This is a genomic window from Pseudomonas sp. NPDC089547, from assembly GCF_050280665.1.
GTDB lineage: Bacteria > Pseudomonadota > Gammaproteobacteria > Pseudomonadales > Pseudomonadaceae > Aquipseudomonas.
Genome location: NZ_JBNNVS010000042.1, coordinates 22,822 through 49,000 on the forward strand (window position 1 = coordinate 22,822; position 26,179 = coordinate 49,000).

Sequence of the window (26,179 nt, forward strand, 5' to 3'; positions counted from 1 at the left end):
TCTGTGTGCTTAGAAGTTCACGCCGAAGCTGAGGGCGACGAAGTCGCGGTCATCCACGGTGCTGTACTTGCCGTCGAAGAAGTTGGTGTACGACAGGCTCGCCGTGTAGGTGTTCTGGTACTCGGCGTCCAGGCCCAGGCTGACAGCCTTGCGGCCTTCCTCGAAGTTGGCACCAGGGCCTGGCGAGTAGCCGGAAACGTCATGCGACCAGGCTACGCTCGGCTTCAGGTTGACCCCGGCGAACACGTCGTTGTAGTCCCAGATGACGCGGGCGCGGTAACCCCAGGAAGTGCTGGTGGTGTAGCCATCGTTCTCGCAGTTGCGGTTCAGGTTGGCAGTGGATGCCCCCGCACCGGCACCCGCGATGGTGCTGGCATTGAGCGCCTGGCAGGTGTCGGCACCGCCGGTGGCAGGCAGCGGGCCAGGCCCGAAGACCGGGTCACGGCCATAGCGGGTCTCGCGTGCGTTTTCCAGGCCGCCAACGTGGGTGACACCAACTTCGCCCACTACAGTCATGCGGCTGGCGCCCATTACCTGGTCGAAGAAGTGCGTCAGGGTGGTCTGGAATTGAGTGATCTCCTTGCGACGATAGCCGTGCAGGTCCTGCCCCGGCGTACCGGTAAGCAGCGAGGCGTTGGTCAATGCACCACCAATCGGACGCACGCCAGCGAACAGGATATCGGTGGTGTTCAGCTGCACCGGGGCATTCGGCCGGTAGCTGATTTCACCGCTCCACGCGGTGCCGGTGGGAAGCGTGGTGGAGAAACTCAGGCCGTACAGGCGGATGTCCTCGGGGTACTCGACGAAGTACTCGGAGTTACCCGCCACAATCAGCGGCGCCAACGCCCGCAACTGCGCAGGCAGCGCGCTGAGGCCGGCGAACACCGACGGTGCAGCTCCGGTCGCGCTGAAGATCGGCGCGCGGCTGTGGTAGTTCATGAAGTAGGCACCGAACTCGGTGTCCAGCGGATCGAACATGTACCGCAGTGCCACGCCGAACTGGCCGCTGTCGCGGGCATCACGGTCGGCGCCACGACGTACCATCACCCCTTCTTCGTTGATGTTGACGCCCCGGGAAGCGAGGAACTGCTGGGCCGCGCCCGGCACCGTGCGGCTGCTGTTAAGCACGCGCAGGTTGTCGGTACAGCCATCGGCGATGATGTCCGGCTGGGAGAAGAAGGTGCCGCAGTTGTCGACAACCGTCTGGTCCCACTCGATCTGGTAGAAGGCTTCGGCCGACAGGTTGTCGGTCAGGCTTTGCGAGATGTAGAACATGTTGACCGGGATCAGGCCTTCCTTGATCTCGGCCCCAGGGCGGCGGAACGCCGATACATCAATGGGGTTGATCGAGTTGATGCCACCGCCAATGAACGTACTTTCGCCCCAGCTCACAACCTGCTTGCCAAGGCGCACGGAGCCAGGCTGATCACCGATGGAGTAGTTGTGGTACACGAAGGCGTCGAGCAACTGGGCGCCGGACGACTTTGCGCCTTCCTTGCGGTTGGAGTCGCTGATGTCCTTGAACTCGCGGCCCTCGTCCTTCAGCTCGAAGTCGTACCAGTATTTGCCGCGCACGAACACACCGGTATCGCCGTACTTCAGCTCCAGGTCATGGATACCCTTGAAGATCTTGGAGAACGTTTCGCCCTTCTTGAAGTTCAGGTGACCATCGTCGGAGGTCTGCGACAGGCCCTTGCCGCCGTTGTTCACCCCGATCAGGTTTTTGTTGGGGTTGGCTGTCGACCAGCTGGCGCCGATGGAGAGCGAGGAGTCGAACTGGCCTTCGATTTCACCAATGTTGAAGCTGACAGCGAAAGCAGGACTTGCGAGCGTGGAAGCAAGGCTGACGGCCAGGGGCAACTTGGCCCGGCGCCAGAACAGGTTTGCAGATTTCATCGACGCTACTCCATGTACTTTATTGTTATGGCAGTGAGTCCCTTCAAGAACGGCCCGAGCGACCGGTTTGCAGGCTTTCGCCCACGGCGACACGGCTTGCGCGCGTCGCCCTCCCCCATTCCTGAAAATCCCCTGGCCCCGACTATAGCCAGCAAGGCACAGGCGCTTGATCCCTCTAAAGTGTGATTTGCGCTCCGTGCCGCCAACTCGCTGCTCTGTTGCTCCGGTTGCGGGCTGGCAGTGCTAAAGGATGGCGCATTTCTGCCGTTTGGCAAGGCGCCGAGGCCTCTAGCGTGCGGGTCGCGTTCTGGCGATCGCGACCCGCACGGCGGTTACAGCGTTGAAAGGAACGCGCTGTTGCTGGCCTGCCACTGGACGATGTCCTGGCGGATGCGTTTCTTGTCGAGCTTGCCGACACTGGTCTTGGGAACTTCAGTAACAACGGCGATCTGGCTAGGAATCGCCCACTTGTTGATGTGCCCCTGTTCGACGAACGGCTTGAGGTGTTCCTTGAGTGCCTTGGCGTCGATGGCCTGGCCGTCGCGCACCACCAGCAGGGCAAACGGACGCTCGCCCCATTGCGGGTCGGCCACCCCTACCACGGCGACTTCGCGCACGGCCGGGTGACGGCTGATCAGGTCCTCCAGGTCGAGAGAAGAGATCCACTCGCCACCTGTCTTGATCACATCCTTGATGCGATCGCGGATGTCGATATAGCCCATGCCGTCGAGGGTGGCGACGTCACCGGTGTGCAGCCAGCCGCCCTGCCACAGCTCCTCGCTCTTTTCCGGCTCCTTGAAATAGCCCATGGTCAGCCATGGCGCACGCAGCACCAGCTCGCCCTGGGTTTCACCATCGGCCGGCAGGAAGTTGCCGTCACCGTCGACAATCGCCGCCTCAACCAGCGGTACCGGCACGCCGGCCTTGATCCGGTAGGTGATACGTTCATCCTCGCTGCCGGCCTGCAGTTCGTCGTTCAGGTGCGCAGCGGAAATCAGCGGGCAGGTTTCGGACATGCCATAGGCGGCGGTCAGCTGGATGCCACGCGCCAGGGCTGCCTGGTACAGCGAACGGTTGAGCGCGCTGCCACCGATGATGATCTTCCAGCCGCCGAAGTCCTGGCCCTGCGAGGTCGGGCAATTGAGCAGCATCTGCAAGATGGTCGGCACGCAATGGGAGAAGGTGACTTTCTCCTCACGCCACAGCTTGACCAGCATGTCTGGCTCGTAGCGCCCCGGGTACACCTGCTTCATGCCAAGCATGGTGGCAGCGTAGGGAATACCCCAGGCATGCACGTGGAACATCGGGGTAATGGGCATGTACACGTCATTGCTGCCCAGCAGGCGCACGCTGTCGATACTGCCCGTGACCGAGGCCTCGGCCAGGGTGTGCAGCACCAGTTGCCGGTGGGTGAAGTACACACCCTTGGGGTTGCCGGTGGTGCCGGTGGTGTAGAAGGTGGTGGCCACCGAGTTTTCGTCGAAGTCGGGGAAATCGTAGTGCGGGCTGGCAGCTGCCAGCAACTGCTCGTACTCGCCCACCAGGTTGGGCAGCTCGGCGGTCTTGTCAGGGCCATCGGTCAGCAGCAGGGTCTTGTCGACGGTGGTCAGCTGCCCGGCAATACCCTGGTAGAGGCCGACGAAGTCGCTGTTGACCAGCACCACGCGGTCTTCGGCGTGGTTCATGGTGTAGAGGATCTGCTCAGGCGAAAGGCGCACGTTGATGGTATGCACCACCGCACCGATCATGGGAATGGCGAACATGCATTCCAGGTAACGGTGGCTGTCCCAGTCCATTACCGCCACGGTATCACCGGCCTTTACCCCGGCCTCGGTCAGCACGTTGGCCAGGCGCGCGATGCGCTCGTTGAGCTGTGGATACGTCAGCCGCAGTTGGTCGCGGTAGACGATTTCGCGGGTTTTCTCATAGCGGCTGCCAGACATCAGCAGGCGCTTGATCAGCAATGGGTAGGCGTAGGCGCCCTCGGCGGGTTTGATGATGCGGGTCTGCAACATGGGTATCCCTTTTCTGAAAAGCGGGCCGGACAAGTCTGGGAACTACTGTAGTTCGCCAATGTGACGGCTAAATCAGCCGAAGGAATGATTTGGCTGGTTGAGGTATGAGTGGGGGGCGTTGACGGGTGACAACGTTGAGCTAGACACTGCGGCAGCAGCTTCAGGTTGTGTGGTGAAGCTGAGGGCCTTTTCGCGGGTAAACCCGCTCCCACATGTCCTGCACAACGGCCAAGGCTGGTGCAGTACCTGTGGGAGCGGGTTTACCCGCGAATGGCCACACCTCAATCACCGGAGAACCCCATGCCCAGCCCGCGTCGCGCCGTGTTTCTCGATCACCAGTCCCTGGACCTTGGCGACCTCGACCTCTCGCCCCTCAAGCAGCATTTCGATGAATTCGAGCTGTTCGCCGCCACCGGTCCCGACCAGGTCTCGGAACGCCTGCAAGGCGCGGTCGCGGTGATCAGCAACAAGGTCATGCTTGACGCCGCAACCCTGGCGGCCAACCCGCAACTCAAGCTGATCCTGGTGGCTGCCACCGGTACCAACAACGTCGACCTGGCGGCGGCGCGCGCCCAAGGCATCACGGTCTGCAATTGCCAGGGCTACGGCACGCCGTCCGTCGCGCAGCACACCCTCGCCCTGTTGCTGGCCCTGGCAACCCGCCTGTGCGACTACAACCAGGCAGTGGCCGACGGCCAGTGGGCCAAGGCCAGCCAGTTCTGCCTGCTGGACTTCCCCATCGTCGAGCTGGAAGGCAAAACCCTCGGCCTGCTTGGCCACGGCGAACTGGGCGGCGCGGTGGCAAGGCTGGCCGAGGCCTTTGGCATGCGTGTGCTGAGCGGGCAGATCCCTGGGCGCCCGGAACGTGACGACCGCCTGCCGCTGGACGAGCTACTGCCACAAGTCGACGCCTTGACCCTGCACTGCCCGCTGAACGAGCACACCCGGCACATGCTCGGTGCCCGCGAACTGGCGCTGCTCAAGCCCAGTGCGCTGGTGGTCAATACCGCTCGCGGCGGCCTGATCGACGAACAGGCGCTGGCCGACGCACTGCGCAGTGGCCACCTGGGCGGTGCAGCCACCGACGTGCTGAGCGTGGAACCGCCGGTCAATGGCAACCCCCTGCTCGAACCCGGCATCCCGCGCCTGATCATCACCCCGCACAGCGCCTGGGGTGCGGTGGAGTCGCGCCAGCGTATCGTCGGCCAGCTCAGCGAGAACGCCCAGGCCTTCTTTGCCGGGCAGCCACGCCGCGTAGTCAGCTGAGCCCGTCGCCCGCCTCTGCTACACTGCGCCACTTTTTCCAGGAGGCGTCGTCCATGGACCCGCGCAGTGAAGTGTTGCTCCGCCAGGCAGAGCTGTTCCAGGGGCCGCTGCTGATCGCTGGTGCCCCCGCCGATGGCCTGCTCACCCAATTGCCGCAGGCCCAGGCCTGGACTTGGCATGCAGGCGATCAGGCCATGCTCGACAGCCGCTTTGCCGGCCGCAGTCATTATGGGGTAGAGCCGCCTGCAGCGGCCTTCGACAGCGCCGTGCTGTTCCTGCCCAAGTCCCGCGAACTGGCGGCCTACCTGCTCAATGCCCTGGCATCGCGCCTGGCCGGCCGCGAGCTGTACCTGGTCGGCGAAAAGCGCGGCGGCATCGAAGGCGCGGCCAAACAGCTGCAAGCCTTTGGCAAACCGCGCAAGCTCGACAGCGCCCGGCACTGCCAGCTGTGGCAAGTGACCATCGAGCAGGCGCCCGAAGCCAAGCCGCTGCAAAGCCTGGCCGAACACTTCGAGCTAGCCCTGGAAGACGGCCCGTTGCAGGTGGTCAGCCTGCCCGGCGTATTCAGCCACGGGCGGCTGGACCGGGGTACCGCCCTGCTGCTCAAGCACCTCGACGGCCTGCCAAGCGGGCATGTGCTGGACTTCGGCTGTGGCGCCGGGATATTGGGCGCCACGGTCAAGCGCCGTTACCCGCAAAGCCGGGTAACCCTGCTGGACGTGGACGCCTTCGCCGTGGCGGCCAGCCGCCTGACACTGGCCGCCAACGGCCTGGAAGGCGACGTGATCAGCGGTGATGGTATCGACGCTGCACCGACCGAGCTGAGCCTGATCCTGAGCAACCCGCCATTCCACACCGGAGTGCACACCAACTACCAGGCTTCGGAAAACTTGCTGAAAAAATCCGCCGTTCATCTGCGAAAAGGTGGCGAAATGCGCCTGGTTGCCAACAGCTTCCTGCGCTATCAACCGCTGATCGAAGGGGCGCTGGGCAACTGCCAGGTACGCGACGAGGCTGACGGTTTTCGGATTTACCAGGCAATGCGCGGATAAAAACAGCGCTTGCCGAAAGCGTTTTGCCTAGGCAGAATCCGCACCGTCCTAGGGGAGTAGTCTCCCGCGAGCGCACTGCTCGCCCGGTACGCGTCAACATACTTGGTCCACAGACCATGGCGCGTGCGACCCATCATGCCAGCCTGCATGGAGAGATCCGCGTAGACGGATCCAGGGTTTGACAAGACCTATGACACGCACACCTTACCCGGGGCGGGGAGGCTGTACGTGTCATAGCCGTGTCGACCCGCCCCCGTAGGAATCCTGATGCTGGAATCTCTGTTGGTCCCCACCGCTATCGTTGCGCTCGCCGAAATCGGCGACAAGACGCAACTGCTCGCGCTCATTCTCGCTGCCCGCTTCCGCAAGCCCTGGCCGATCATTGCCGGCATCATTGCCGCTACCCTGGCCAACCATGCTGCGGCCGGTGCCGTGGGCGCGTGGTTTGGCAGCTTTTTCAGCGACTCGGCACTGCACTGGATCCTGGCGGCGAGCTTTACCGCCACTGCGCTGTGGACCCTGGTCCCGGACAAGATGGACGACGACGAGAACCCGGCACGCCGTTTCGGGCCGTTCCTGACCACGCTGATTGCGTTCTTCCTGGCCGAAATCGGTGACAAGACCCAGGTGGCCACGGTCATGCTGGCTGCGCAGTATCCGCACCTGATCATGGTCATTATCGGTACCACCCTGGGCATGCTGATTGCCAACGTGCCGGTGGTGCTGGCGGGTAACTTCGCGGCAGACAAACTGCCACTGACGCTGATCCGACGCCTGGCGGCCACGGCGTTCTTCGTGCTGGCGATCGTGGCCGTTTACACGGCGATGAAGGCCAGTGGCTGGGTGGGGTAACGGGACAACAAGCGGGGCTGCTGCGCAGCCCATCGCGACACAAGGCCGCTCCTACAAAGGTACGCGATCCCCTGTAGGAGCGGCCTTGCGTCGCGAAAGGGCCGCAGAGCGGCCCCAGAATTCACATCATTACTGCTTGGCCGCAGCCTGGTACAGCGGCATCACCTTTGGAATCGCCGCCTGCAGCGAAGCGATACGGGTTTCAGAAGCCGGGTGAGTGCTCATGAACTCTGGGGGCGCACCTTCGGAAGCCTTGCTCATCTTGTTCCACAAGGTGATCGCGGCATTCGGGTCATAACCCGCACGTGCCGACAGCTCCAGGCCGATCAGGTCGGCTTCGTTCTCGTTGGCCCGGCTGTTGGGCAGGGTCATGGAGTAGTTCACCACGGCATCGGCCATGGCCATGCTGCCCTCGCCCAGGCCCAAGAGGGCACCGGCCCCCTGGCGGGCCATTTGCACGCCATAAGCCTTGGACATCGCCTCACGGCTGTGCTCTCGCAGGGCGTGGGCAATTTCATGCCCCACCACTGCGGCAATTTCCGCATCGGTGAGCTTGAGCTGATCGATCAGCCCGGTGTACACGATGATCTTGCCGCCCGGGCCGCAGTTGGCGTTCAGCTCGTCGCTTTTGATCACGTTGACTTCCCAGTTCCACTGCGCGGCATCCGGGCGGAACTTGGGCGCCTGGGCGATCAGGCGGTTGGCGATGACCTGCACGCGCTTGGCATCGGCGCTGGACTTGTCCAGCACACCCTTACTCGACGCTTCGCCCAAGGTCTGCTGGTACGACTGGGCGTACATCTGGTTGACCTCATCGGTCGAAAGCATGCTGAACATATACTGCTGGCGCTGCACGCCGACAGCACCGCCGCTGGTGGTGTTCACCGCCTGGCAGCCGGCCAGCAGGATGCCAGCACTCAACAGGCTGACGACAAAAGACTTACGCATGAAAACACTCCCTTTTTACATGCGCCGTATCCTAGGCCGAGTCGCCAGTGCCCGCTATAGCCGTAGGGAAGATTTTCTTCGCCTGGGCCCGCCTCTTCGCGGGCAAGCCCGCTCCCACAGGGGCTTTGGCATACCTGAGGTGGGCACATTAACTGTGGGAGCGGGTTTACCCGCGAAGAGGCCAGTACAGGCAGCACATCAAGCCGGGGTCAGGCACTCCGGCGCATCCAGTTTCGGGTCATTGACGAAGTTGGCCAGAGCCCGCTCGCGCAATGTTGCCGGCGGGCTGGCCAGCAACTCGTGCAAGCGGGTAATCGGCGTATCCGGATCCAGCCAGGCTGCCTGCCCCGCCTCGTCCAGTATCAGCGGCCGACGCTGGTTCATGGCCGCCTGTGTCACCACCGCACAGCTCAGCCACACCTGATCCTGTACCGGGTAGGCCTCCCACACCGCAGCAAAGTACAACGACGAGCCCTCCCCTGGGGTCAACCAGTACGGGCGCTTTCGCACGCTGCCACGCCACTCGTAAAAACCGTTGGCCGGCATCAGGCAACGGCGCTGGCGAAACGCCTCACGGAACATGGGTTGCTCGGCCAGGGTTTCAGCGCGGGCATGCGCGGGCGTGCGGGACAGGTCGGTGAGCCAGGCCGGGGTAAGGCCCCAGCGCGCCTTGGCCAGTTGCTGTTGGCCGTCGAGCTGGCGCTGGATAAGCACCGTGGCACCTGGCGCAATGTTCCATTGGGCCGGCTGGCCTTCGGGGAAACCAGGCAGGCTGGCAAGCACCTGGGGCCAGCGAAACAGGGCGTAACGTCCACACATGGGCGAATTAAGAACCTAGCAGATCAAGGTACCGGGGAAACTCTCCGGTTCGTCGCCAACCAGTGGCTGGGCATCATTGTACGCATCGATCAGCTGCCGTGCGTATTCGGCCTGCTCATCTGCCACTGCAAGCCCGAGCAGGCCGTGCAGGGGCAGTTCACCTACGCCGCCCATCAGGTCACGGCCCACCAGTTGAACGCTGATGCCTTCACTGGCCAGCATGCCGAGCAGCATTTCGGCTTCGAGCAGGTTTTCCGGTTCGTAGATCCGCCGCATCAGTCATTCTCACCGAACACATCCAGCATCCATTCCTCGCCATGAACCTGCAGCACGAAGCGGATAGGCTTGCAGCACACCTGGCAGTCCTCGATGTACTCCTGATCGCCACCGGACAGGTCCACCGTGGTTTCGACTTCTTCGCCACAATAAGGGCAATCGTAGATCGCAGTTTCCAGCATCGCGGCCTCCGGGGTGACTTATGCGTATAATTGCCGGTCTGTTTACAGGGCCTGTGTGTGTCCGAGCCGTATTTTCGGAGCCCGCCCCTACCTTATTACCCTAGCCGTTTCCAACAAGAGAGCATGATGGGCGAATTCGATGCCATCCGACCGTACGACGACGCTGAGGTCCCTGCCGTTCTGGCACGCCTGCTCAGCGACCCGGCATTCCTCGATATCCTCACCCACTTCCGCTTCCCGCGGGCGGCCGGCGCTCTTGGCTGGTTGCTCAAGCCGCTGATTGCTCGCCGCCTGCGCAAGGAATTTGCTGGCGTCACCTGCGTTTCGACCTTGCAGGACAAAGTCGAGTACTACGTCGACCAGACCATCGACCGCGCCACCGACGGCGTTACCTATTCGGGCGTGGAACAGCTCAAGGCCGGCACCGCCTACCTGTTTTTGGCCAACCACCGTGACATCGTCATGGACCCGGCCTTCGTCAACTACGCGGTGTATCACGCAGGCTTGCCGACTCCACGCATTGCCATTGGTGACAACCTGCTGCAAAAGCCCTTTGTCAGCGACATGATGCGCCTGAACAAGAGCTTCATCGTACACCGCTCGATCAGTGGGCGCCGCGAGAAGCTGGCCGCCTACCAGTTGCTCTCGGCCTACATCAGCCACTCGATCCGCAACGACGCCACCTCGATCTGGATCGCCCAGGCCGAAGGCCGCGCCAAGGATGGTGACGACCGTACCGATTCGGCGATCCTCAAGATGTTCCACATGAGCCGCAAGGACGAGCCTTTCGGTGCAGTGATCCAGAGCCTGAACCTGACACCGGTGTCGATCAGCTACGAATACGACCCGTGCGACCAGGCCAAGGCCCGCGAGCTCTATATCCGCGCCACCACCGGCACCTACAAGAAGGCGCCGGGCGAGGATGACAACAGCATCGCCAAGGGCATTACCGGCTACAAGGGCCGGGTGCACATCAGCTTTGCCCCACCGGTGACCGAGTACTACGAGGACACCAAACAGCTGGCTGTGGAAATTGACCGGCAGATCCTAGGCGGGTACCGGCTGTTCCCGGTGCATTACCTGGCGTATGAGATGTGGGATGGCAAGGACGATGCCCTGCACGTGCCGAGTGCCGAGAAGGTGTTCCCGGCCGATGAGTTGGCCAAGGCCAAGGAAGAATGGCAGCGCCGCCTGGATGCCTGCCCTGAAGAGCAGCGGCCTTACCTGGTGTTGCAGTATGCGACGCCTGTGCGTAACCAGTACCAGGTCAGGCAACAGGCACCTGTAGCCTGATGGATTTTGGGGCCGCAAAGCGGCCCCAGGTTCTCAAACCCAGGTACTGAACCAGGACAACAGCAACGCCATCGCCAGGCACGAAAAACCGAGAATATAAAAGTAGCGCGGCACTCGAAGGTCGAACGCATCCACCACGCCCTCGTCCACCGCCATGTATTCGCGGGTCTCGGCATCGCGCCGCCGCGCACTGTGCAGCAGCAGCCCGCCTGGGCAGGTCAGCAGCAACGCCAGCAGGTTGATCCACTTGGCGGGATGGGCGGCCAGAAACCCCCAGAGCACTTGCAAGGACATCACGCGACCTCGGTGTGAGCAGCAGCAAAGGCCCGCATTCTACCCAAGTCACACCCTGGCGCCCGGCCTGGGCGACAAAGTGTCATTAAATTTCATCTGTCATCCGCTCGTCATCAGAACAGGCCACCCTGTCGGCCTTTTCATGATCTGGAGCTTGTTCATGCTGCACGCCGAAAACCAGGACCGCCTCTACCTCGTTGCCCAGAGCGATGAACAGCAGGCGCTGATCGATGGTTTTGCCATCAACGTGCACGACCGCCAATGGCTGGTCTACTGCGCGCTGGGTGGGCATGTGCATGAGGATTTGCCAGAGGTGGACGCCGGGACCGGCTTAAGCTTGCTGGATTTCCACATAGAAGCTGCCTGAGCCTGCGCGGCCCCTGTGGGAACGGCTTCAGCCGGGAAGAGGCCGGCACAGGCAACAAAAAACCCGCTGACTGAAGACAGGCAGCGGGTTTTCTTTTGCAGCTAAAGGCTTACTGCCCCAGCACCTGCCCGATGGTCGGGTCCTTGAACAGGCGGGTCAGGGCATCGCTCAGCACATCGCCCACCAGCTGGGTGTTGGTGTCCTGGTTCGGCGCCATGCCGAAACGCTGGTCCAGCGAAGCGCCGTAACGGCCGCTGTAGCTGCGCCCGCCGTTGCGCACGTCGGCACGGAAGGTGGCGCCGATGGTGGCCTCGGTCACGTACAGGTTGTCTTTGGGCGACTGATACTTCAGCTCTGCCAGGGTCACTGTCAGCTGCGGAGCGTTATAGGCGTTTGGCGTCGGAGTGAAGCCAAGCAGGCGCACGGCAGCTTCGGCCTGGGCTTGCAGCTTGGGTACCACGTCGTTACCGCTGACACTGATGGTGCTGGTCTCGGGGTACATGCCACCACGGGTGCCCAGCGATTGCGAAGCCCGCCCGTCAACCACCCGGACCACGACCGGCTGGCCGTGGCCGACCGGCGCGAGCTGGGCCTTGAGCGTGGGTTGCGGGTTTAGTTGTTGCGGGCTGTGGGCACAACCGACCAGGCTAAGGCTGGCCACGGCAATCAAACCGAACAACAGACGTTGCAACATGCGCGTTTCTCCAGAAAATGCGGCAAAGGCCCACAGTATACCTAGCCAGGCACAGACCAGTCATCGGCCCGAACCGCTTGTCACAATCGTTTCATGGCCACGCCCTTATCCTTGCGCCAAGCCCTAACGCACAGGACTCGCCGCCATGGCTTCGCTCTGGACCCTGCTCTTCCGACGCCCGCGCCACAACGCCTACGCCCGCCTCGATGCCCAGGGCAAATGCCTGGCCTTCAAGCAATGCAGCCAGGCACCTGGTGGCAGTGGGTGGGTCCAGGTGAGTGAAATCCAGCTGGCCTGGCTGGGCCGCGAGCTGCCCGCCGACGCCCGGGCTTGCACACGCGCAAGCCGTCGCTGGCACCAGCGCATCCTCACGGCCTGACAAACGCTGCAATAAAAAGCCACGAATGGCGACATTTCTGCCCGCGACATCGCTATAATCTCCCCCCGATTATAAGGACGTCTCCTGATCGGGCCCCGCACTCGCCGATTGACCCCGGCAACTTCACTGCCTAGCCCACAGAGAGCCTTCCACTCAGGTCTTGCATCGGCTGTCGTGCCTGCTTTTCCGGCCCTTCACACTGCATGAACCTGCGGGTTGCCATCGCGCAGTCCCCTTTTGAGGTTCACGTCTCCAAAAGAGCGTGAAAAAACGGTTTTCACAACTTCACAAGAGTGTGGCGAGCAAATGAACAGTCTGGCATGTGCAAAAGCGGCAGATGTGTCCCGAACAGCCCTGAACAGGCGGCAAATGCACTCATCCCGCATGAGTGTCTGAACCGTTCCATAACGCACGCACGACACCTTGACCATAAGTCGAATTGCCGCACCCGTGGCAAACGGCGTTCAATACCCGAACCCGAAGACTGATTGGCGGTGTCCGCGGAAGTTGCAAGAACTGCGAAAAGTCGGACATGGCGACCCTGGCGAACCCAGGTCCTATGCTGTCAATTAGGTAGCTGTAGATTGTGGAGACGCGTTAAATGGCGCAGAACGAATCGGTTGATGTGGTACTGGTAGGCGCAGGCATCATGAGTGCCACCCTGGCCGTACTGCTCAAGGAGCTCGACCCGACCCTGAAGCTTGAGGTCGTGGAGGCGATGGACTCCGGAGCCGCGGAAAGCTCCAACCCCTGGAACAACGCAGGTACCGGCCACGCTGGCCTGTGCGAGCTTAACTATACGCCTCAGGCCGCCGATGGCAGCATCGACATCAAGAAGGCCGTGCACATCAACACCCAGTTCGAGGTTTCTCGTCAGTTCTGGGCCTACCTGAGCAAGAAGGGCAACTTTGGCTCGGCGCGTGCATTCATCAACCCTGTCCCGCACCTGAGCTACGTCGAGGGTGACAAGGGTGTTTCCTTCCTCAAGAAGCGCTTCGAGCTGCTCAAGCAGCACCACGCCTTCGCCGACATGGAATACACCGAAGACAAGGCGGTGATGAACGACTGGATGCCGCTGATGATGCCAGGCCGCCCGGCGGACCAGCACATTGCAGCTACCCGCGTAGCCAAAGGCACTGACGTCAACTTCGGCGCCCTGACCAACAAGCTGCTCAAGCTGCTGGGTGACTCGCCGGACGCGCAGGTGAAGTACAGCAAGAAGGTTGTCGGCCTGCGCCGTAATGGCAGCGGCTGGACCGTGAGCATCAAGGATGTCAACAGCGGCGGCAGCCGCGAAGTGGACGCCCGCTTCGTCTTCCTCGGCGCCGGTGGCGCTGCCCTGCCGCTTCTGCAAGCATCCGGCATCCCGGAAAGCAAAGGCTTCGGTGGTTTCCCTGTCAGTGGCCAGTGGCTGCGTTGCGACAACCCGGAAATCGTCAAGCAGCACCAGGCCAAGGTCTACAGCCAGGCCGCCGTGGGCGCCCCGCCGATGTCGGTTCCGCACCTGGACACCCGCGTTGTTGACGGCAAGACTTCGCTGCTGTTCGGTCCATACGCAGGCTTCACCACCAAGTTCCTCAAGCACGGTTCGTTGATGGACCTGCCGCTGTCGGTGCGCATGGGCAACATCGGCCCGATGCTGGCCGTGGCCCGCGACAACATGGACCTGACCAAGTACCTGGTCAGCGAAGTGATGCAGTCGATGGAGCAGCGCCTGGAAGCCCTGCGTCGCTTCTACCCGCAGGCCAAGGCCGAAGACTGGCGCCTGGAAGTGGCTGGTCAGCGTGTGCAGATCATCAAGAAAGACCCGAAAAAAGGCGGCGTGCTGCAATTTGGTACCGAGTTGGTCTCGGCCCAGGATGGCAGCCTGGCTGCATTGCTCGGCGCTTCGCCGGGTGCGTCGGTAACCGTGTCGATCATGCTGGAACTGATCGAGCGCTGCTTCCCCGAGCAGGCCAAAGGTGCCTGGGCTGCCAAGCTCAAGGAAATCTTCCCGGCTCGCGAGAAGACCTTGGCCACCGATGCCGCCCTGTACCACAAGATCAGCGCCGACAACGACGTGGCGCTGGACCTGGTAGAAAGCAGCCCGGCGGCCAAGCATTACGCCTGAACCGCCCGGTAACGAAAAAACGCCCCTCGGGGCGTTTTTTTGTGCCTGGATCTTTGTCAGCCTGTGCCGACCTCTTCGCGGGCTCGCCCGCTCCCACAGGGATAGCGCAAAGCCTGGCTGTGGGAGCGGGCATGCCCGCGAAGAGGCCGGTCCAGGCTAACGATCAGCCACGGGCGTTAGCGATGATCTCAACGTACTCCGGCGCATTGCGCTGGTCGGCGATCTGCTCGACGAAGGTCTTGCCATGCTCGTCCTTGCCATCCAGGTCCAGGCCAGCCTCGACAAAGAAACCAACAAAGCGCTCGAAGTCGTCGACGCGCAGGCCACGGTAGGCCTTGACCAGCTTGTGCAGCGACGGCGAGGTCACGCCGTCGGCCGGTTCAAACTGAAGGAACGACTTGATGTAGTCGTCGCTGATTTCGTCGCCGATTACCTGTTTCTTGTCTTTACGCATTGCCGACTCCAACTGGGCCATCACGGAATTTCGAAGGCCGGCAGTTTACCCCCCGCAGCCTGCGTGCCTCAACGCGTACGTACGGTCCCGGTGTGCAGGTCGGCCCAGATGTGGCCGTTGGCGTAGGTCAGAAACTGCACATACAGCGTTTCATTGCGCAGCAAGTCCATGATCACCCGGTAATCGCTGACCGGGTAATTCAGGCTCAGGGTGCGGGTTTTCTCGTCATACACGGGCTTTTTCAAGCTCTTGGCCGCTTCACCGTCGAAGGTCAGCAGCACTTGGGCAATGGTCGCGCCCTTGCTCAACGGCTTGCCCTTCAGGCGCACCTGCAACGACGAGGTGATCGGGATCGGCTGCTGATCGGACTGGCGCTGGGCACCGACCACCACCGAGTAGTCGGTTACCTGCAGCAATTGCTGCCCGGTCGGCGCTTCCTGGCGCAGGGAGAGATCGTCAGGTGGCAGGAACTGGCTGTGCAGCGGTGCGGCGGCGAGTGGCAGGCTGACTGCCAGCAAGAGGGGAAGAATCGCACGCATGTGAGGCTCCTTGTATGAAGGAGCACTCTAGCACGGCATACACGTTCAACTGTAGGAGCGGCCTTGTGTCGCGATCGGGGTGCGCAGCAGCCCCTCGATTGCAGCTTCGCCACAGACATCGCCGGGGCCGCGGTGCGGCCCGATCGCGACACAAGGCCGCTCCTACAGTTGACCGCACACGCCGACCGAAACAGGCAAGATCAATCGAACTGCGCGAGCATCAAGGCCTGGTACTCGGCTACGCCCGCCTCACCCTCGCGCGGCGCCCAGTGCGCATGCTCGCCCTCCCCCACAGGCCGGTATGGCCCGGCCTTGCACTCGAACAAGATGCTGTCCGGTTCCAGCACTACCAAGCCATGGTAAGTACCGGGCGCCAGGTCCACACCCAGGCAGTCGCCGCCGGCCTGCAACACCCGCTTGTCGGTCACGACGCCCTGCTCATCGAAAATCAGCAGGCCCAGACGGCCCTTGAGCACGATCAGGGCTTCGGCCTTGTCGGCGCTCAAGTGGCGGTGGGGCGGAATATAAGTGTTTGGCTGCAACCCGACCGCCATACGGTGGCAGGGCTCTTCCATTTCATGGAAGTTATGGTGCTGCCGCCCACGCGGGTTGGCAGCAGCCTTTTCGGCCAGCCCGGCGAACAGCGATTGGTCGATGAACGCAGGCTGGCGCATGGTCACAGCCCCTTAACGGCGAAGATGCCGTTGGCGTTGCGCCAGTAGCCTTTGTAGTCCATGCCGTAACCGAAGATGTAGCGATCGACGCACGGCAGGCCCACGTAGTTGGCCTTGAGGTCCGGGCTGGCCTTGCGGTCGTGGTCCTTGTCGATCAGGACCGCCGTGTGCACCGAGCGTGCGCCGGCATGCTTGCAGAACTCGATGATGGCGCTGAGGGTGTGGCCTTCGTCGAGGATGTCGTCAACGATCAACACGTCACGGTCGATGAACGACACTTCAGGCTTGGCCTTCCAGAACAGCTCACCGCCGCTGGTCTGGTTGCGGTAGCGGGTGGCATGCAGGTACGAGGCTTCCAGCGGGAACTGCAGGTGAGTCAGCAGTTTGCCGGCGAAGATCAGGCCGCCATTCATCACGCAGAACACCACCGGGTTCTTGTCGTGCAGGTCTTTGCAGATCTGCGCGCCGACGTTGGCGATGGCCGCTTCGACTTCAGCTTCGTTGTACAGGCAGTCAGCTTCAAGCATGACTTGACGGATGTGCTCGAGATCGGCGGACATGGCGCTCTCCGGGGGGGTATTTTGGAAAAGCGGGCAAAGGTACGCATCCGCTCGTCCCAGATCAAGCATTTATGGACTAACGTCCAGAATGACCAGACGACAGCACAGGCTGAATAGATTAATCTAGCGCGGTTTTTTTGCCCGCCTTTCGGAGCCCCCTATGCCCACTCGTGAGATCCGCCATCCGCTGATCCGCCACAAGCTCGGCCTGATGCGCCGTGCTGATATCAGCACCAAGAATTTTCGCGAACTCGCCCAGGAAGTCGGCGCGCTTCTGACGTATGAAGCCACCCAGGACCTGCCACTCGAAACCTACGAGATCGACGGCTGGTGTGGCAAGGTGCAAGTTGAAAAAATCGCCGGCAAGAAGATTACCGTGGTGCCCATCCTGCGCGCCGGTATCGGCATGCTCGACGGCGTGCTCAGCCTGATCCCGGGTGCCAAGGTCAGCGCCGTCGGCGTTGCCCGCAACGAAGAAACCCTCGAAGCCCACACCTACCTGGAAAAGCTCGCACCCGACATCAACCAGCGCCTGGCCCTGATCATCGACCCGATGCTGGCCACCGGTGGTTCGATGGTCGCTACCATCGACCTGCTGAAAAAGGCCGGCTGCAAAGAAATTCGCGCCATGGTCCTGGTCGCCGCGCCAGAAGGCATTGAAGTGGTGGAAAAAGCCCACCCGGACGTGAAGATCTACACCGCGTCGATCGACCAGCGCCTGAACGAGCACGGCTATATCGTGCCGGGCTTGGGCGATGCCGGTGACAAGATCTTCGGCACCAAGCAAAAGGACGCCTGACCATGCAGGACGGCTTCAACGACCCGCTCTGGCGCCAGGTCGTTTCGGGCGCGCAGATGCTCTTCGTGGCATTCGGCGCGCTGGTGCTGATGCCACTGATCACCGGCCTCGACCCGAACGTCGCGCTGTTCACCGCTGGCATCGGCACGTTGCTGTTCCAGCTGGTTACCGGCCGCCAGGTACCGGTGTTCCTGGCCTCCAGCTTTGCCTTCATCACCCCGATCATCCTCGCCAAGGGCCAGTTCGGCCTGGCCGAGACCATGGGCGGCGTGATGGCCGCAGGCTTCGTGTATACGTTCATGGGCCTGATGGTGAAGATCAAGGGCACCGGCTTCATCGACCGCATGCTGCCACCCGTGGTGATCGGCCCGGTGATCATCTCCATCGGCCTGGCCATGGCACCGATCGCCGCCAACATGGCAATGGGCAAAGGTGGGGATGGCGCGGCGCTGATGCCCTACAAGACCGCCATGCTGATCTCCATGCCGGCCTTGCTGACTACATTGATCGTTGCTGTGTTCGGTAAAGGCATTTTCCGCCTGGTGCCGATCATCTCCGGCGTGCTGGTGGGTTTTGCCCTATCGTTCGCTTTTGGCGTCGTGGATACTGCCAGGATCGCCGCTGCGCCGTGGTTGGAGATACCCAACTTCACCGCGCCGGCGTTCAACTGGCAGGCCATCCTGTTCATCGTCCCGGTCGCCCTGGCGCCGGCGATCGAGCACATCGGAGGGGTGATCGCGGTCGGTAGCGTGACCGGCCGTGACTACCTGAAAAAGCCCGGCCTGCACCGCACCTTGCTGGGTGACGGCCTTGCCACCACGGCAGCCGGCCTGTTCGGCGGCCCGCCCAACACCACCTACGCCGAAGTGACCGGTGCGGTGATGCTGACCAAGAACTACAACCCGAAGATCATGACCTGGGCGGCGATCTTTGCCATTACCCTGGCGTTCATCGGCAAGTTCGGCGCGCTGCTGCAAAGTATCCCGGTGCCGGTGATGGGCGGCATCCTGTGCCTGCTGTTCGGCTCGATCGCGGCGGTGGGCATGAACACCATGATCCGCCACAAGATCGATCTGGCAGAAGCGCGCAACCTGGTGATCGTGTCGGTAACCCTGGTATTTGGTATCGGCGGCGTGCTGATTGGCAGCGGTGACGGCCCGGATGACTGGGGCCTGAAGGGCATTGCCCTGTGCGCGATCGTAGCGATTGCCCTGAACCTGATTCTGCCGGGCAATGATGGCTGGAAGCACAAGAAGCTGGATGATCAGTTGCCTTGATCCGGCGTTAGCCTGATCTGGCCTCTTCGCGGGTAAACCCGCTCCCACAGGTTTCCCGTTTCCCCCAGGTTAACGCTATACCTGTGGGAGCGGGTTTACCCGCGAAGAGGCCGGTACAGGCAACCTGAAAAATCAGGCCTTTTCACACATCCCGGCCAACACCCTCACCCACTCAGGGTGATCATTCAGGCACGGCACCAGTACCAGTTCCTTGCCGCCAGCCTCGATAAACTGCTCGCTGCCACGCATGCCAATTTCCTCCAGCGTCTCGATGCAATCGGCCACAAACGCCGGGCACATCACCAGCAGCTTCTTCACCCCTGCCTTGGCCAGTTCGTCCAGCCGCGCTTCGGTATAGGGCTCAATCCACTTGGCCCGCCCCAGCCGTGACTGGAACGACACCGACCACTTACCATCCGGGATGCCCATCTTCTGCGCAAAAGCCTTGGCCGTGGCCAGGCACTGCCCGCGGTAGCACACCGCACGCATCTCTGCGCTGGCATCCTTGCAGCAGTCAGCTGCCTGGAAGTCGTGCTTGCCGGTCGGGTCCAGCTTCTTCAGGTGCCGCTCCGGCAAACCGTGGAAGCTCAGCAGCAAGTGGTCGTAATCCTGCTCCAGGTACGGCCGGGCGCTGGCAGCCAGTGCCTCGATGTAGGCCGGGTGATCGTAGAACGGCTGCAACACGCGCATCTGCAACGGCAACTGACGCTCGCTGACCGTCTGCCTGGCCAGCTCGATCACGGTGGTCACCGTGCTGTCGGCGAACTGTGGATAAAGGGGTGCCAGGGTCACCTTGCGCACGCCCTGGGCCGCCAGGCGTTCCAGCACGTCGGGCAAGGCTGGCTGGCCATAACGCATGGCAATCTCTACCGGGCCATGCGGCCAGTGCTCAACCATCGCGGCCTGCAAACGACGGGTCAGCACCACCAGCGGCGAGCCCTCCTCCCACCAGATCGAGCCATAGGCATGCGCCGACTGCTCCGGGCGCTTGATCAGGATCAGCGACACCAGCAGGCGCCGCACCGGCCAGGGCAGGTCGATCACGTACGGGTCCATGAGGAACTGGTTTAGGTAGCGGCGCACATCGGCCACCGAGGTGGAGGCCGGGGAACCCAGGTTGACCAGCAGCAGGGCGTGATCGGTCATGCAGCGTCCTATGTCAGAGGCGGCTGGACAGATTGTCCAGGGCCGATTGCAGATCGTTGAAGCGGAAGGTAAAGCCAGCTGCCAGCAACCGTACCGGGCGTGCCCGCTGGCCGCCCAGCAGCAAGGTCGACATTTCACCCAGGCCGGCCTTGAGCAGCAATGCCGGGACCGGCAGCAGCGCCGGCCGATGCAGGGCACGCCCCAGCCGCCTGGCAAATTCGCGGTTACGCACAGGCTCCGGGGCGCAGGCATTATAAGGACCGCTGGCATCCTTGTGCTGCAAGAGAAAATCAATCAGGGCGACCTGGTCGTCTATATGGACCCACGGCATCCACTGCCGACCATCGCCCAAAGGCCCGCCCAGCCCCAGCTTGAAGGGTACGCGCAGGCGCGACAAAAAGCCGCCATCGCTGGCCAGTACCAACCCGGTGCGCACCAGCACCACGCGCAGGCCCTGTGCCTGGGAGCGCAGGGCGGTTTCCTCCCAGGCGATGCACAACTGGCTGGCGAAGTCTTCGCGCACCGGCGGTGACGCCTCGGTCAGCTCGCGCTCGCCCCCATCACCGTACCAGCCCACCGCCGAGCCCGAAATCAGCACTTGAGGGCGTTGCTCCCGGGTGCCCAGCCAGCTCAACAACTGCTCGGTCAGGGTAACGCGGCTGGCCCAGAGCAGGTTGCGCCGGGCCGCCGTCCAGGGCCGGTCGGCAATCGGCGCACCGGCCAGGTTGACCACCGCATCCAGATGATCGTCCGCCTCCAGCTGTTCCAGGCGGGCTATCCCACGCACGCCGCTGCCACAGATTCTTGGCACTTGCTCAGGTCGTCGGCTCCACACCGTCAGGCGATGGCCCTGGCCAAGCCAGTACTGGCAGAGGTGTTTGCCAATCAATCCGGTGCCGCCGGTCAGCAATATATGCATGGCTGTGTCCTCGCAGAATGCTGAGGTGGTCTATTTTTAACATCAAGGCACTTTTTTGACCCGACGCTCTCGGATAAACATAGGCCAACCTGCCCGCCAAAGCGGAATAACCTTATACAGATTTTCTGGATTGTACAGGTTTGCCTGACAGCGTAGTCTGCTTACAGCAAGGTTTGAAGAGGCCATCATGACAGTACCTATTGCCATCATCGGGGCCGGTATCGCCGGCTTGTCAGCTGCCCAAGCCTTGCAGAAGGCCGGGCAATCCGTGCATTTGTTCGACAAAGGCCACGGCAGTGGCGGGCGCATGGCCAGCAAGCGCAGCGAGGCCGGTGCACTCGACCTTGGCGCGCAGTACTTCACCGCCCGTGACCGGCGCTTCGTCGAGCAGGTTCAACAATGGGTTGCTGCGGGCTGGGCCGAGCAGTGGAAACCGCAGCTGTACAACTACCGTGATGGCGAACTCACTCCCTCCCCCGACGAGCAGACGCGTTGGGTAGGCGTGCCCCGCATGAGCGCCATCACCCGCGGCCTGCTCAAGGATGTGACGGTGAACTTCGGCTGCCGCATCGCCGAAGTATTTCGCGGCAAGCAGTTCTGGCACCTGCAGGACACTGAAGGCTGCAGCCATGGGCCCTACAGCCGCGTGGTGATCGCCGTGCCGGCACCACAGGCCACGCCATTGCTGGCTTCTACCCCGAAACTGGCCGCCGTGGCTGCGGGCGTGCAAATGGAGCCTGTCTGGGCTGTTGCCCTGGCCTTCCAGGCACCTTTGGACACCCCGATGCAAGGCTGCTTCGTGCAGGACAACCCGCTCGACTGGCTGGCGCGCAACCGCAGCAAACCCGGCCGTGACGAGCATCTCGATACTTGGGTACTGCACGCCACGTCTGACTGGAGCCGGCAGCACATCGACCTGTCCAAGGAAGAAGTGATCGAGCATCTGCGGGGCGAATTTGCCGAACTGGTCGGCTGCGTAGTACCCGCCCCCTCCTTCGCCCTGGCCCACCGTTGGCTCTACGCACGCCCCAGCAGCAATCACGAATGGGGCGCGCTGGCCGATGCCGACCAGGGCTTGTACGCCTGCGGCGACTGGTGCCTGTCGGGGCGCGTCGAGGGTGCCTGGCTTAGCGGCCAGGAAGCAGCGCGACGACTGCTCGAACACTTGGAGTGATGTAGCGCTATACACAAATTCTAGTTTGCATAACTTCTGGGCTGTGCTGGAATAAACTTGTACAAGATTTGAGTAGCGTACAGGTTTACCGGAGGCAGCCATGCACGACCCCTCAATCCACAGCAAGCCGCGTATCGCTATCAGCGCCTGCCTGACCGGGCACAGCGTGCGTTACAACGGCGGCCACAAGGCCTCGGACCTGTGCCGTACGCAACTGGATGCTCATTTCGACTGGCTGCCCGTCTGCCCGGAGGTGGCCATCGGCCTGGGCGTACCGCGCGACCCGATCCGCCTGGTCGGTAACCCCGAGCGGCCGGAAGTGGTCGGCACTCGCAACCCTGGCATGGACCTTACCGGCCCTTTGCACAGCTATGGCGAGCAGATGGCCCGCGAACTCGACGACATCTGCGGCTACATCTTCATGCAGAAGTCACCGTCTTGCGGCCTTGAGCGGGTTAAGGTGTACCAGGACAACGGCCACCCGGCTTTCCAGGGGGGGCGCGGCGTATACGCTCAGGCCTTCTGCGCCCAACGCCCGGACCTGCCAGTGGAAGAGGAAGGCCGCCTGCATGACCCGGTATTGCGGGAAAACTTCATCAGCCGTGTGTACGCCTACGCTGACTGGCAGCGCCTGCTGGCCGAAGGCCTTAGCCGTGGCGCCCTGGTGCGCTTCCATTCGCGTTACAAATACCTGGTGATGGCCAACAACCCTCAGGCCTATCGCGCCTTGGGCCGACTGCTGGGCAGCATGAGCCGGGATGACGACCCGCAGAGTGTCGGACCGCGCTACTTCAGCGAGCTGATGCAGGCCCTGCGCCGGTGCGCCAGCCGCGGCACCCATTGCAATGTGCTGCAGCACCTGAGCGGCTATTTCAAGGACAGCCTGACGCAACAGGACAAGGCCGAGTTGCAGACAGTCATCAGCCAGTACCAACAAGGCGTGGTGCCGCTGGTCGTTCCGCTGACCCTGATCAAGCACCATTTGCGCAAACACCCTGACCCCTACCTGCAGCAGCAAGCCTACCTGCAGCCGCACCCCGAAAGCCTGGGCCTGCGCAATGCGGTCTGAGAGCTTGCTGCCCATCGGCGAACTGGCCCGCCGCACTGGCGTCAACCCGGTCACCCTGCGCGCCTGGGAGCGCCGATATGGCTTGCTCAAGCCGCAGCGCACTGAAAAAGGGCATCGCCTGTACCCCTTGGAACAGGTCGAGCGGGTCGAGACCATCCTTGGCTGGCTGCAACGGGGGGCATCGGTTGGCCAAGTACGCGAACTGATCGATCAACCCACCAGCACAACGCCTCCAAGTGGCGACTGGCAGGCCAGGCAGTCATTGTTGACAGAAGCCATCGCCAACCTGTCGCAACGTGCACTCGACCAACAGCTCAACCAGGCCATGGCCCTGTACCCGGCCGTCACGCTGTGCGAGCAATTGCTCATGCCACTGCTCGACCTGCTCGACCTGCGCTGGCGCAACTACTTCAATGCGCAGCTGGAGCAGGTATTTTTCCACAGTTGGCTGCGCAGCAAGCTTGGCGCACGGGTCTACCACGACAACCAGCTGCTGCAGGGCCCCGCTGTGCTACTGGTGGTAGACAGTGAGCGTGCCTTCAGCCCGGGTCTGTGGCTATGCGCCTGGCTGTTGACCAGCAATGGCTTCCCGGTCGAGGTGCTGGAACACCCGGTCACCGGCCAGCACCTGCAACGCGCCGTAACCACGCTCACCCCCCGCGCAGTGCTGCTGCACCTAGGTCCACGCATCGATGGCAAGGCACTGCAGCGCACCCTGGCCAACCTGCCCGTGACAACCCTGGTCGGTGGCCCGACGCTGGCGCTGCATGAAGCCCAGTTGCGTGCCCTGGAACTGCCCAACCTCGCCCTGTTCGACACCCCTCAGGCGGCATTGCGTTTGCTTCAAGCCCATGACCGCCAGCCTGTAGAGACCATTGCACCATGCACCTGACCTGGCTGCGCAGCGACCTGCGCATCAATGACAACACTGCACTGAGCGCCGCCAGCGAGCGCGGCCCGACCATCGCCCTGTGGCTGCTCAGCCCCGGCCAATGGCAGGCCCACGACGACGCTGCCTGCAAAGTCGACTTCTGGCTACGCAACCTGCGTGATTTGCGAAAGTCGCTGCAAGACCTGAACATTCCCCTGCTGATCCGCACCATCGACACCTGGGACCAGGCCCCACAGGCCGTGCTTGAGGTATGCCGCCAGCATCAGGTGGCAAGCGCTCACTGGAACGAAGAGTACGGCGTCAACGAACAACGCCGCGACGATGCAACCCGCGCCTTGTTGGAGAAGTCGGGTATCCAGGCTCACAGCCACCTCGACCAGCTGTTCTTCCGCCCCGGCACCATCCTCACGCGCAGTGGCGACTACTTCCAGGTCTTCAGCCAGTTCAAGAAAACCTGCCTGGAGCACCTGCACCGCAGCCTGCCTGCCATGGCCCACCGAGTGAAACCCCAGGCACCGCTGCCAGTCAGCAGCGACCCCATCCCCCAGCATGTGGACGGGTTCGAAAAGCCTGAGCGTGCCCTGAGCGATCACTGGCCGGCCGGTGAGGCTGAGGCACAAGCACGGTTATCGCGCTTTCTTGACGAAACCATCGATGACTACCAGCAGTTGCGCGACCTGCCGGCCAAGCCGGGTACCAGCCTGCTCTCCACCTACCTGGCTGCGGGCGTGATCTCGCCGCGTCAGTGCCTGCACGGCGCGTTGGCCAGCAACCGTGGCGAGTTCGACAGTGGCAGCGTCGGCGTGCAGACCTGGGTCAACGAGTTGCTCTGGCGCGAATTCTACAAACACATCCTGACCGGCTACCCGCAGGTTTCACGCCACCGAGCTTTCCGGGCCCAGACTGAGGCGTTGCCCTGGCGCGATGCGCCGGCAGACCTGCAAGCCTGGGAACAGGGCCGCACCGGGTTCCCGATCATCGATGCTGCCATGCGCCAGTTGCTGCACACCGGGTGGATGCACAACCGCCTGCGCATGGTGGTGGCCATGTTCCTCAGCAAGAACCTGCTGATCGACTGGCGCAAAGGCGAGCGGCATTTCATGCGCCACCTGATAGACGGTGACCTGGCCGCCAACAATGGCGGCTGGCAGTGGAGCGCGTCCACCGGCACCGACGCAGTGCCCTATTTCCGTATCTTCAACCCCATTTCGCAGTCGCAACGCTTCGACCCGCAGGGGCGGTTCATACGGCATTGGCTACCGGAACTACGTGACCTTGACGAGAAAACCATCCATGAGCCCGTGAAATCCAGTGATCTTTTTGCTAATAATTCGTATCACTGTCCAATTGTCGATCTCAGCAGCAGTCGCCAGCGTGCACTGGAGGCCTTCAAGGGCCTACCACGCCGGCAGGATTAGGGGACAACGTCTTGACTGACTCACGTAGTTTCTGGGTTACGGGCGCCAGCAATGGACTAGGTCTGGCTTTGGTGGAACGCTTGCTCGATCAGGGCCATCGCGTTGCCGCCAGTGCAAAGGAAAGCGATGAACTGAATGCGTTGGCAGCACAGCATGGCCGGCGTTTGTTGCGCCTGCCTTGGCAGTTGCATGCCGATGGGCAAGCGGCGGATGCCTGCCAGCAGATATGCCACGCGTGGTGCTCGCTGGATGGACTGATCATCAACGCCGGGACAAGCGACTATCTGGCGGAAGATGTGGCCGATGGCGACTTGTTCGAGGCAATTGTCACCAGCAACCAGCTGGCGGGCGAGCAGTGCCTGACCCATGCGTTACCTCTGCTGGTCAAAGGCGCGCCGGCGCAGGTGATGGCGGTGTTCAACCGCTATTCGGCGTTGCAGCTGTATGGTCCCACCCAAGTTACCGCTGGCTGGAACAGCGTGCCGCAATGGATGCGCGAGCAGCGCAAGGCACTGGATGCTCATGGGGTTCAGCTCACGGTGGTGGGGCCACAATCACTGAAGACACCTGTAACGCCTGCCCAGGCGATACCGGAGGAGTGGACGCCGCAGAGTGCGGCTGAAGAGCTGCTGCGGCGGTGGCCACAAGGGGAGCCGGAATTGGTGCTTGAGACCCTGGACCTAACCAGCCTGTGGCCGTTGAGGCCCTAGCCACTGAGATCTGTGCCGGCCTCTTCGCGGGTAAACCCGCTTGTATGGTAGGACTTGAAGGGAGGAGGAGGGTCATAACTCGCTTCTGACTGTTCGCGCAGTACA

The 26,179-nt window shown here is 62.5% G+C and carries 28 protein-coding genes and 1 riboswitch; of the genes, 14 read left to right on the forward strand and 14 right to left on the reverse strand.

The annotated features are described in order from the left end of the window. Window positions 1-9: 9 nt before the first annotated feature. Window positions 10-1,896: a DUF1302 domain-containing protein gene (locus ACQKPZ_RS22485; RefSeq protein WP_427542318.1), complete on the reverse strand. Its 1,887-nt coding sequence runs from the start codon at window positions 1,894-1,896 to the stop codon at window positions 10-12. Window positions 1,897-2,228: 332 nt separating this feature from the next. Beyond that, window positions 2,229-3,911, reverse strand: a complete 1,683-nt coding sequence (locus tag ACQKPZ_RS22490; protein ID WP_427542321.1) for a fatty acid--CoA ligase — start codon at window positions 3,909-3,911, stop codon at window positions 2,229-2,231. A 300-nt stretch (window positions 3,912-4,211) separates the two neighbouring features. Here ACQKPZ_RS22490 and ACQKPZ_RS22495 point away from each other — a divergent pair, with 300 nt between their 5' ends. From ACQKPZ_RS22495 to ACQKPZ_RS22505, 3 genes are all read left to right on the forward strand, one after another. Further along, window positions 4,212-5,177: a 2-hydroxyacid dehydrogenase gene (locus ACQKPZ_RS22495; protein WP_427542324.1), complete on the forward strand. Its 966-nt coding sequence runs from the start codon at window positions 4,212-4,214 to the stop codon at window positions 5,175-5,177. A gap of 53 nt (window positions 5,178-5,230) precedes the next feature. Further along, window positions 5,231-6,229: a methyltransferase gene (locus ACQKPZ_RS22500; protein ID WP_391124200.1), complete on the forward strand. Its 999-nt coding sequence runs from the start codon at window positions 5,231-5,233 to the stop codon at window positions 6,227-6,229. Between the two features lie 39 nt (window positions 6,230-6,268). Then, window positions 6,269-6,409, forward strand: a riboswitch (yybP-ykoY riboswitch). Window positions 6,410-6,496: 87 nt separating this feature from the next. Continuing rightward, window positions 6,497-7,081 (forward strand): TMEM165/GDT1 family protein, encoded by a 585-nt coding sequence (locus ACQKPZ_RS22505; RefSeq protein WP_016501477.1) that lies wholly within the window; start codon window positions 6,497-6,499, stop codon window positions 7,079-7,081. A 129-nt stretch (window positions 7,082-7,210) separates the two neighbouring features. Here the strand turns inward: ACQKPZ_RS22505 and ACQKPZ_RS22510 are convergent, their stop codons facing one another. The 4 genes from ACQKPZ_RS22510 to ACQKPZ_RS22525 form a co-directional block, all read right to left on the reverse strand. Beyond that, window positions 7,211-8,029, reverse strand: coding sequence for a M48 family metallopeptidase (locus ACQKPZ_RS22510; protein ID WP_427542327.1), 819 nt, complete (start codon window positions 8,027-8,029; stop codon window positions 7,211-7,213). A 198-nt stretch (window positions 8,030-8,227) separates the two neighbouring features. Further along, window positions 8,228-8,848: an SOS response-associated peptidase gene (locus ACQKPZ_RS22515; protein ID WP_427542330.1), complete on the reverse strand. Its 621-nt coding sequence runs from the start codon at window positions 8,846-8,848 to the stop codon at window positions 8,228-8,230. Between the two features lie 15 nt (window positions 8,849-8,863). Then, complete coding sequence (locus ACQKPZ_RS22520) at window positions 8,864-9,124, reverse strand: putative signal transducing protein (RefSeq protein WP_403198262.1); 261 nt, start codon at window positions 9,122-9,124, stop codon at window positions 8,864-8,866. Next, window positions 9,124-9,306: a CPXCG motif-containing cysteine-rich protein gene (locus tag ACQKPZ_RS22525; RefSeq protein ID WP_012270508.1), complete on the reverse strand. Its 183-nt coding sequence runs from the start codon at window positions 9,304-9,306 to the stop codon at window positions 9,124-9,126. Before ACQKPZ_RS22525 ends, ACQKPZ_RS22520 begins: the two co-directional genes overlap by 1 nt. Window positions 9,307-9,432: 126 nt before the next feature. On the opposite strand from ACQKPZ_RS22525, the gene ACQKPZ_RS22530 reads away from it, so the two are divergent. Next, window positions 9,433-10,599 carry a 1-acyl-sn-glycerol-3-phosphate acyltransferase gene (locus ACQKPZ_RS22530; RefSeq protein WP_427542333.1) on the forward strand — a complete coding sequence of 389 codons (1,167 nt, stop codon included), beginning with the start codon at window positions 9,433-9,435 and terminating at the stop codon, window positions 10,597-10,599. A 33-nt stretch (window positions 10,600-10,632) separates the two neighbouring features. Here the strand turns inward: ACQKPZ_RS22530 and ACQKPZ_RS22535 are convergent, their stop codons facing one another. Continuing rightward, window positions 10,633-10,893, reverse strand: a complete 261-nt coding sequence (locus ACQKPZ_RS22535) for a hypothetical protein (RefSeq protein ID WP_403198267.1) — start codon at window positions 10,891-10,893, stop codon at window positions 10,633-10,635. 160 nt (window positions 10,894-11,053) lie between these two features. On the opposite strand from ACQKPZ_RS22535, the gene ACQKPZ_RS22540 reads away from it, so the two are divergent. Continuing rightward, complete coding sequence (locus ACQKPZ_RS22540) at window positions 11,054-11,260, forward strand: hypothetical protein (protein WP_427542336.1); 207 nt, start codon at window positions 11,054-11,056, stop codon at window positions 11,258-11,260. Between the two features lie 109 nt (window positions 11,261-11,369). Here ACQKPZ_RS22540 and ACQKPZ_RS22545 read toward each other — a convergent pair whose 3' ends face one another. Next, window positions 11,370-11,954, reverse strand: coding sequence for a YajG family lipoprotein (locus ACQKPZ_RS22545; RefSeq protein ID WP_284356255.1), 585 nt, complete (start codon window positions 11,952-11,954; stop codon window positions 11,370-11,372). 145 nt (window positions 11,955-12,099) lie between these two features. Between ACQKPZ_RS22545 and ACQKPZ_RS22550 the strand changes: the two genes are divergently transcribed. Next, window positions 12,100-12,333 (forward strand): hypothetical protein, encoded by a 234-nt coding sequence (locus tag ACQKPZ_RS22550; protein ID WP_391124177.1) that lies wholly within the window; start codon window positions 12,100-12,102, stop codon window positions 12,331-12,333. A gap of 601 nt (window positions 12,334-12,934) precedes the next feature. Next, a complete protein-coding gene (gene mqo, locus ACQKPZ_RS22555; protein WP_391124174.1) occupies window positions 12,935-14,443 on the forward strand; it encodes a malate dehydrogenase (quinone) in 1,509 nt (502 codons plus the stop codon). A 163-nt stretch (window positions 14,444-14,606) separates the two neighbouring features. On the opposite strand, the gene ACQKPZ_RS22560 is transcribed toward mqo, so the two are convergent. The 4 genes from ACQKPZ_RS22560 to ACQKPZ_RS22575 all read right to left on the reverse strand — a co-directional run bounded on the left by ACQKPZ_RS22560 (window position 14,607) and on the right by ACQKPZ_RS22575 (window position 16,670). After that, window positions 14,607-14,897 (reverse strand): PA4642 family protein, encoded by a 291-nt coding sequence (locus ACQKPZ_RS22560; RefSeq protein ID WP_201207385.1) that lies wholly within the window; start codon window positions 14,895-14,897, stop codon window positions 14,607-14,609. A gap of 68 nt (window positions 14,898-14,965) precedes the next feature. Further along, window positions 14,966-15,436 carry a hypothetical protein gene (locus tag ACQKPZ_RS22565; RefSeq protein WP_391124168.1) on the reverse strand — a complete coding sequence of 157 codons (471 nt, stop codon included), beginning with the start codon at window positions 15,434-15,436 and terminating at the stop codon, window positions 14,966-14,968. Between the two features lie 200 nt (window positions 15,437-15,636). Beyond that, complete coding sequence (locus ACQKPZ_RS22570; protein ID WP_427542339.1) at window positions 15,637-16,110, reverse strand: WbuC family cupin fold metalloprotein; 474 nt, start codon at window positions 16,108-16,110, stop codon at window positions 15,637-15,639. A gap of 2 nt (window positions 16,111-16,112) precedes the next feature. Beyond that, window positions 16,113-16,670 carry a hypoxanthine-guanine phosphoribosyltransferase gene (locus ACQKPZ_RS22575; protein WP_427542342.1) on the reverse strand — a complete coding sequence of 186 codons (558 nt, stop codon included), beginning with the start codon at window positions 16,668-16,670 and terminating at the stop codon, window positions 16,113-16,115. Between the two features lie 160 nt (window positions 16,671-16,830). On the opposite strand from ACQKPZ_RS22575, the gene upp reads away from it, so the two are divergent. Together upp and ACQKPZ_RS22585 are read left to right on the forward strand one after the other, a co-directional pair. Next, complete coding sequence (gene upp, locus ACQKPZ_RS22580) at window positions 16,831-17,469, forward strand: uracil phosphoribosyltransferase (RefSeq protein WP_110994785.1); 639 nt, start codon at window positions 16,831-16,833, stop codon at window positions 17,467-17,469. Between the two features lie 2 nt (window positions 17,470-17,471). Next, the gene (locus ACQKPZ_RS22585; RefSeq protein ID WP_427542345.1) at window positions 17,472-18,746 is read left to right on the forward strand and encodes a uracil-xanthine permease family protein; all 1,275 of its coding nucleotides are present in this window, start codon (window positions 17,472-17,474) and stop codon (window positions 18,744-18,746) included. Window positions 18,747-18,878: 132 nt separating this feature from the next. On the opposite strand, the gene hemH is transcribed toward ACQKPZ_RS22585, so the two are convergent. Together hemH and ACQKPZ_RS22595 are read right to left on the reverse strand one after the other, a co-directional pair. Beyond that, window positions 18,879-19,892, reverse strand: a complete 1,014-nt coding sequence (gene hemH, locus ACQKPZ_RS22590; protein WP_427542348.1) for a ferrochelatase — start codon at window positions 19,890-19,892, stop codon at window positions 18,879-18,881. 13 nt (window positions 19,893-19,905) lie between these two features. After that, window positions 19,906-20,811: a TIGR01777 family oxidoreductase gene (locus ACQKPZ_RS22595; protein ID WP_427542351.1), complete on the reverse strand. Its 906-nt coding sequence runs from the start codon at window positions 20,809-20,811 to the stop codon at window positions 19,906-19,908. A 187-nt stretch (window positions 20,812-20,998) separates the two neighbouring features. Between ACQKPZ_RS22595 and ACQKPZ_RS22600 the strand changes: the two genes are divergently transcribed. From ACQKPZ_RS22600 to ACQKPZ_RS22620, 5 genes are all read left to right on the forward strand, one after another. After that, window positions 20,999-21,985 carry an NAD(P)/FAD-dependent oxidoreductase gene (locus ACQKPZ_RS22600; protein ID WP_391124150.1) on the forward strand — a complete coding sequence of 329 codons (987 nt, stop codon included), beginning with the start codon at window positions 20,999-21,001 and terminating at the stop codon, window positions 21,983-21,985. A 100-nt stretch (window positions 21,986-22,085) separates the two neighbouring features. Further along, window positions 22,086-23,054 carry a YbgA family protein gene (locus ACQKPZ_RS22605; RefSeq protein WP_427542354.1) on the forward strand — a complete coding sequence of 323 codons (969 nt, stop codon included), beginning with the start codon at window positions 22,086-22,088 and terminating at the stop codon, window positions 23,052-23,054. After that, the gene (locus ACQKPZ_RS22610) at window positions 23,044-23,946 is read left to right on the forward strand and encodes a MerR family transcriptional regulator (protein WP_427542357.1); all 903 of its coding nucleotides are present in this window, start codon (window positions 23,044-23,046) and stop codon (window positions 23,944-23,946) included. The genes ACQKPZ_RS22605 and ACQKPZ_RS22610 overlap by 11 nt, the downstream gene beginning before the upstream one ends. Further along, window positions 23,937-25,364, forward strand: coding sequence for a deoxyribodipyrimidine photo-lyase (phrB, locus tag ACQKPZ_RS22615; protein ID WP_427542360.1), 1,428 nt, complete (start codon window positions 23,937-23,939; stop codon window positions 25,362-25,364). Before ACQKPZ_RS22610 ends, phrB begins: the two co-directional genes overlap by 10 nt. A gap of 11 nt (window positions 25,365-25,375) precedes the next feature. Beyond that, window positions 25,376-26,074 (forward strand): SDR family oxidoreductase, encoded by a 699-nt coding sequence (locus tag ACQKPZ_RS22620; protein WP_427542363.1) that lies wholly within the window; start codon window positions 25,376-25,378, stop codon window positions 26,072-26,074. The last annotated feature ends 105 nt before the right edge of the window (window positions 26,075-26,179 follow it).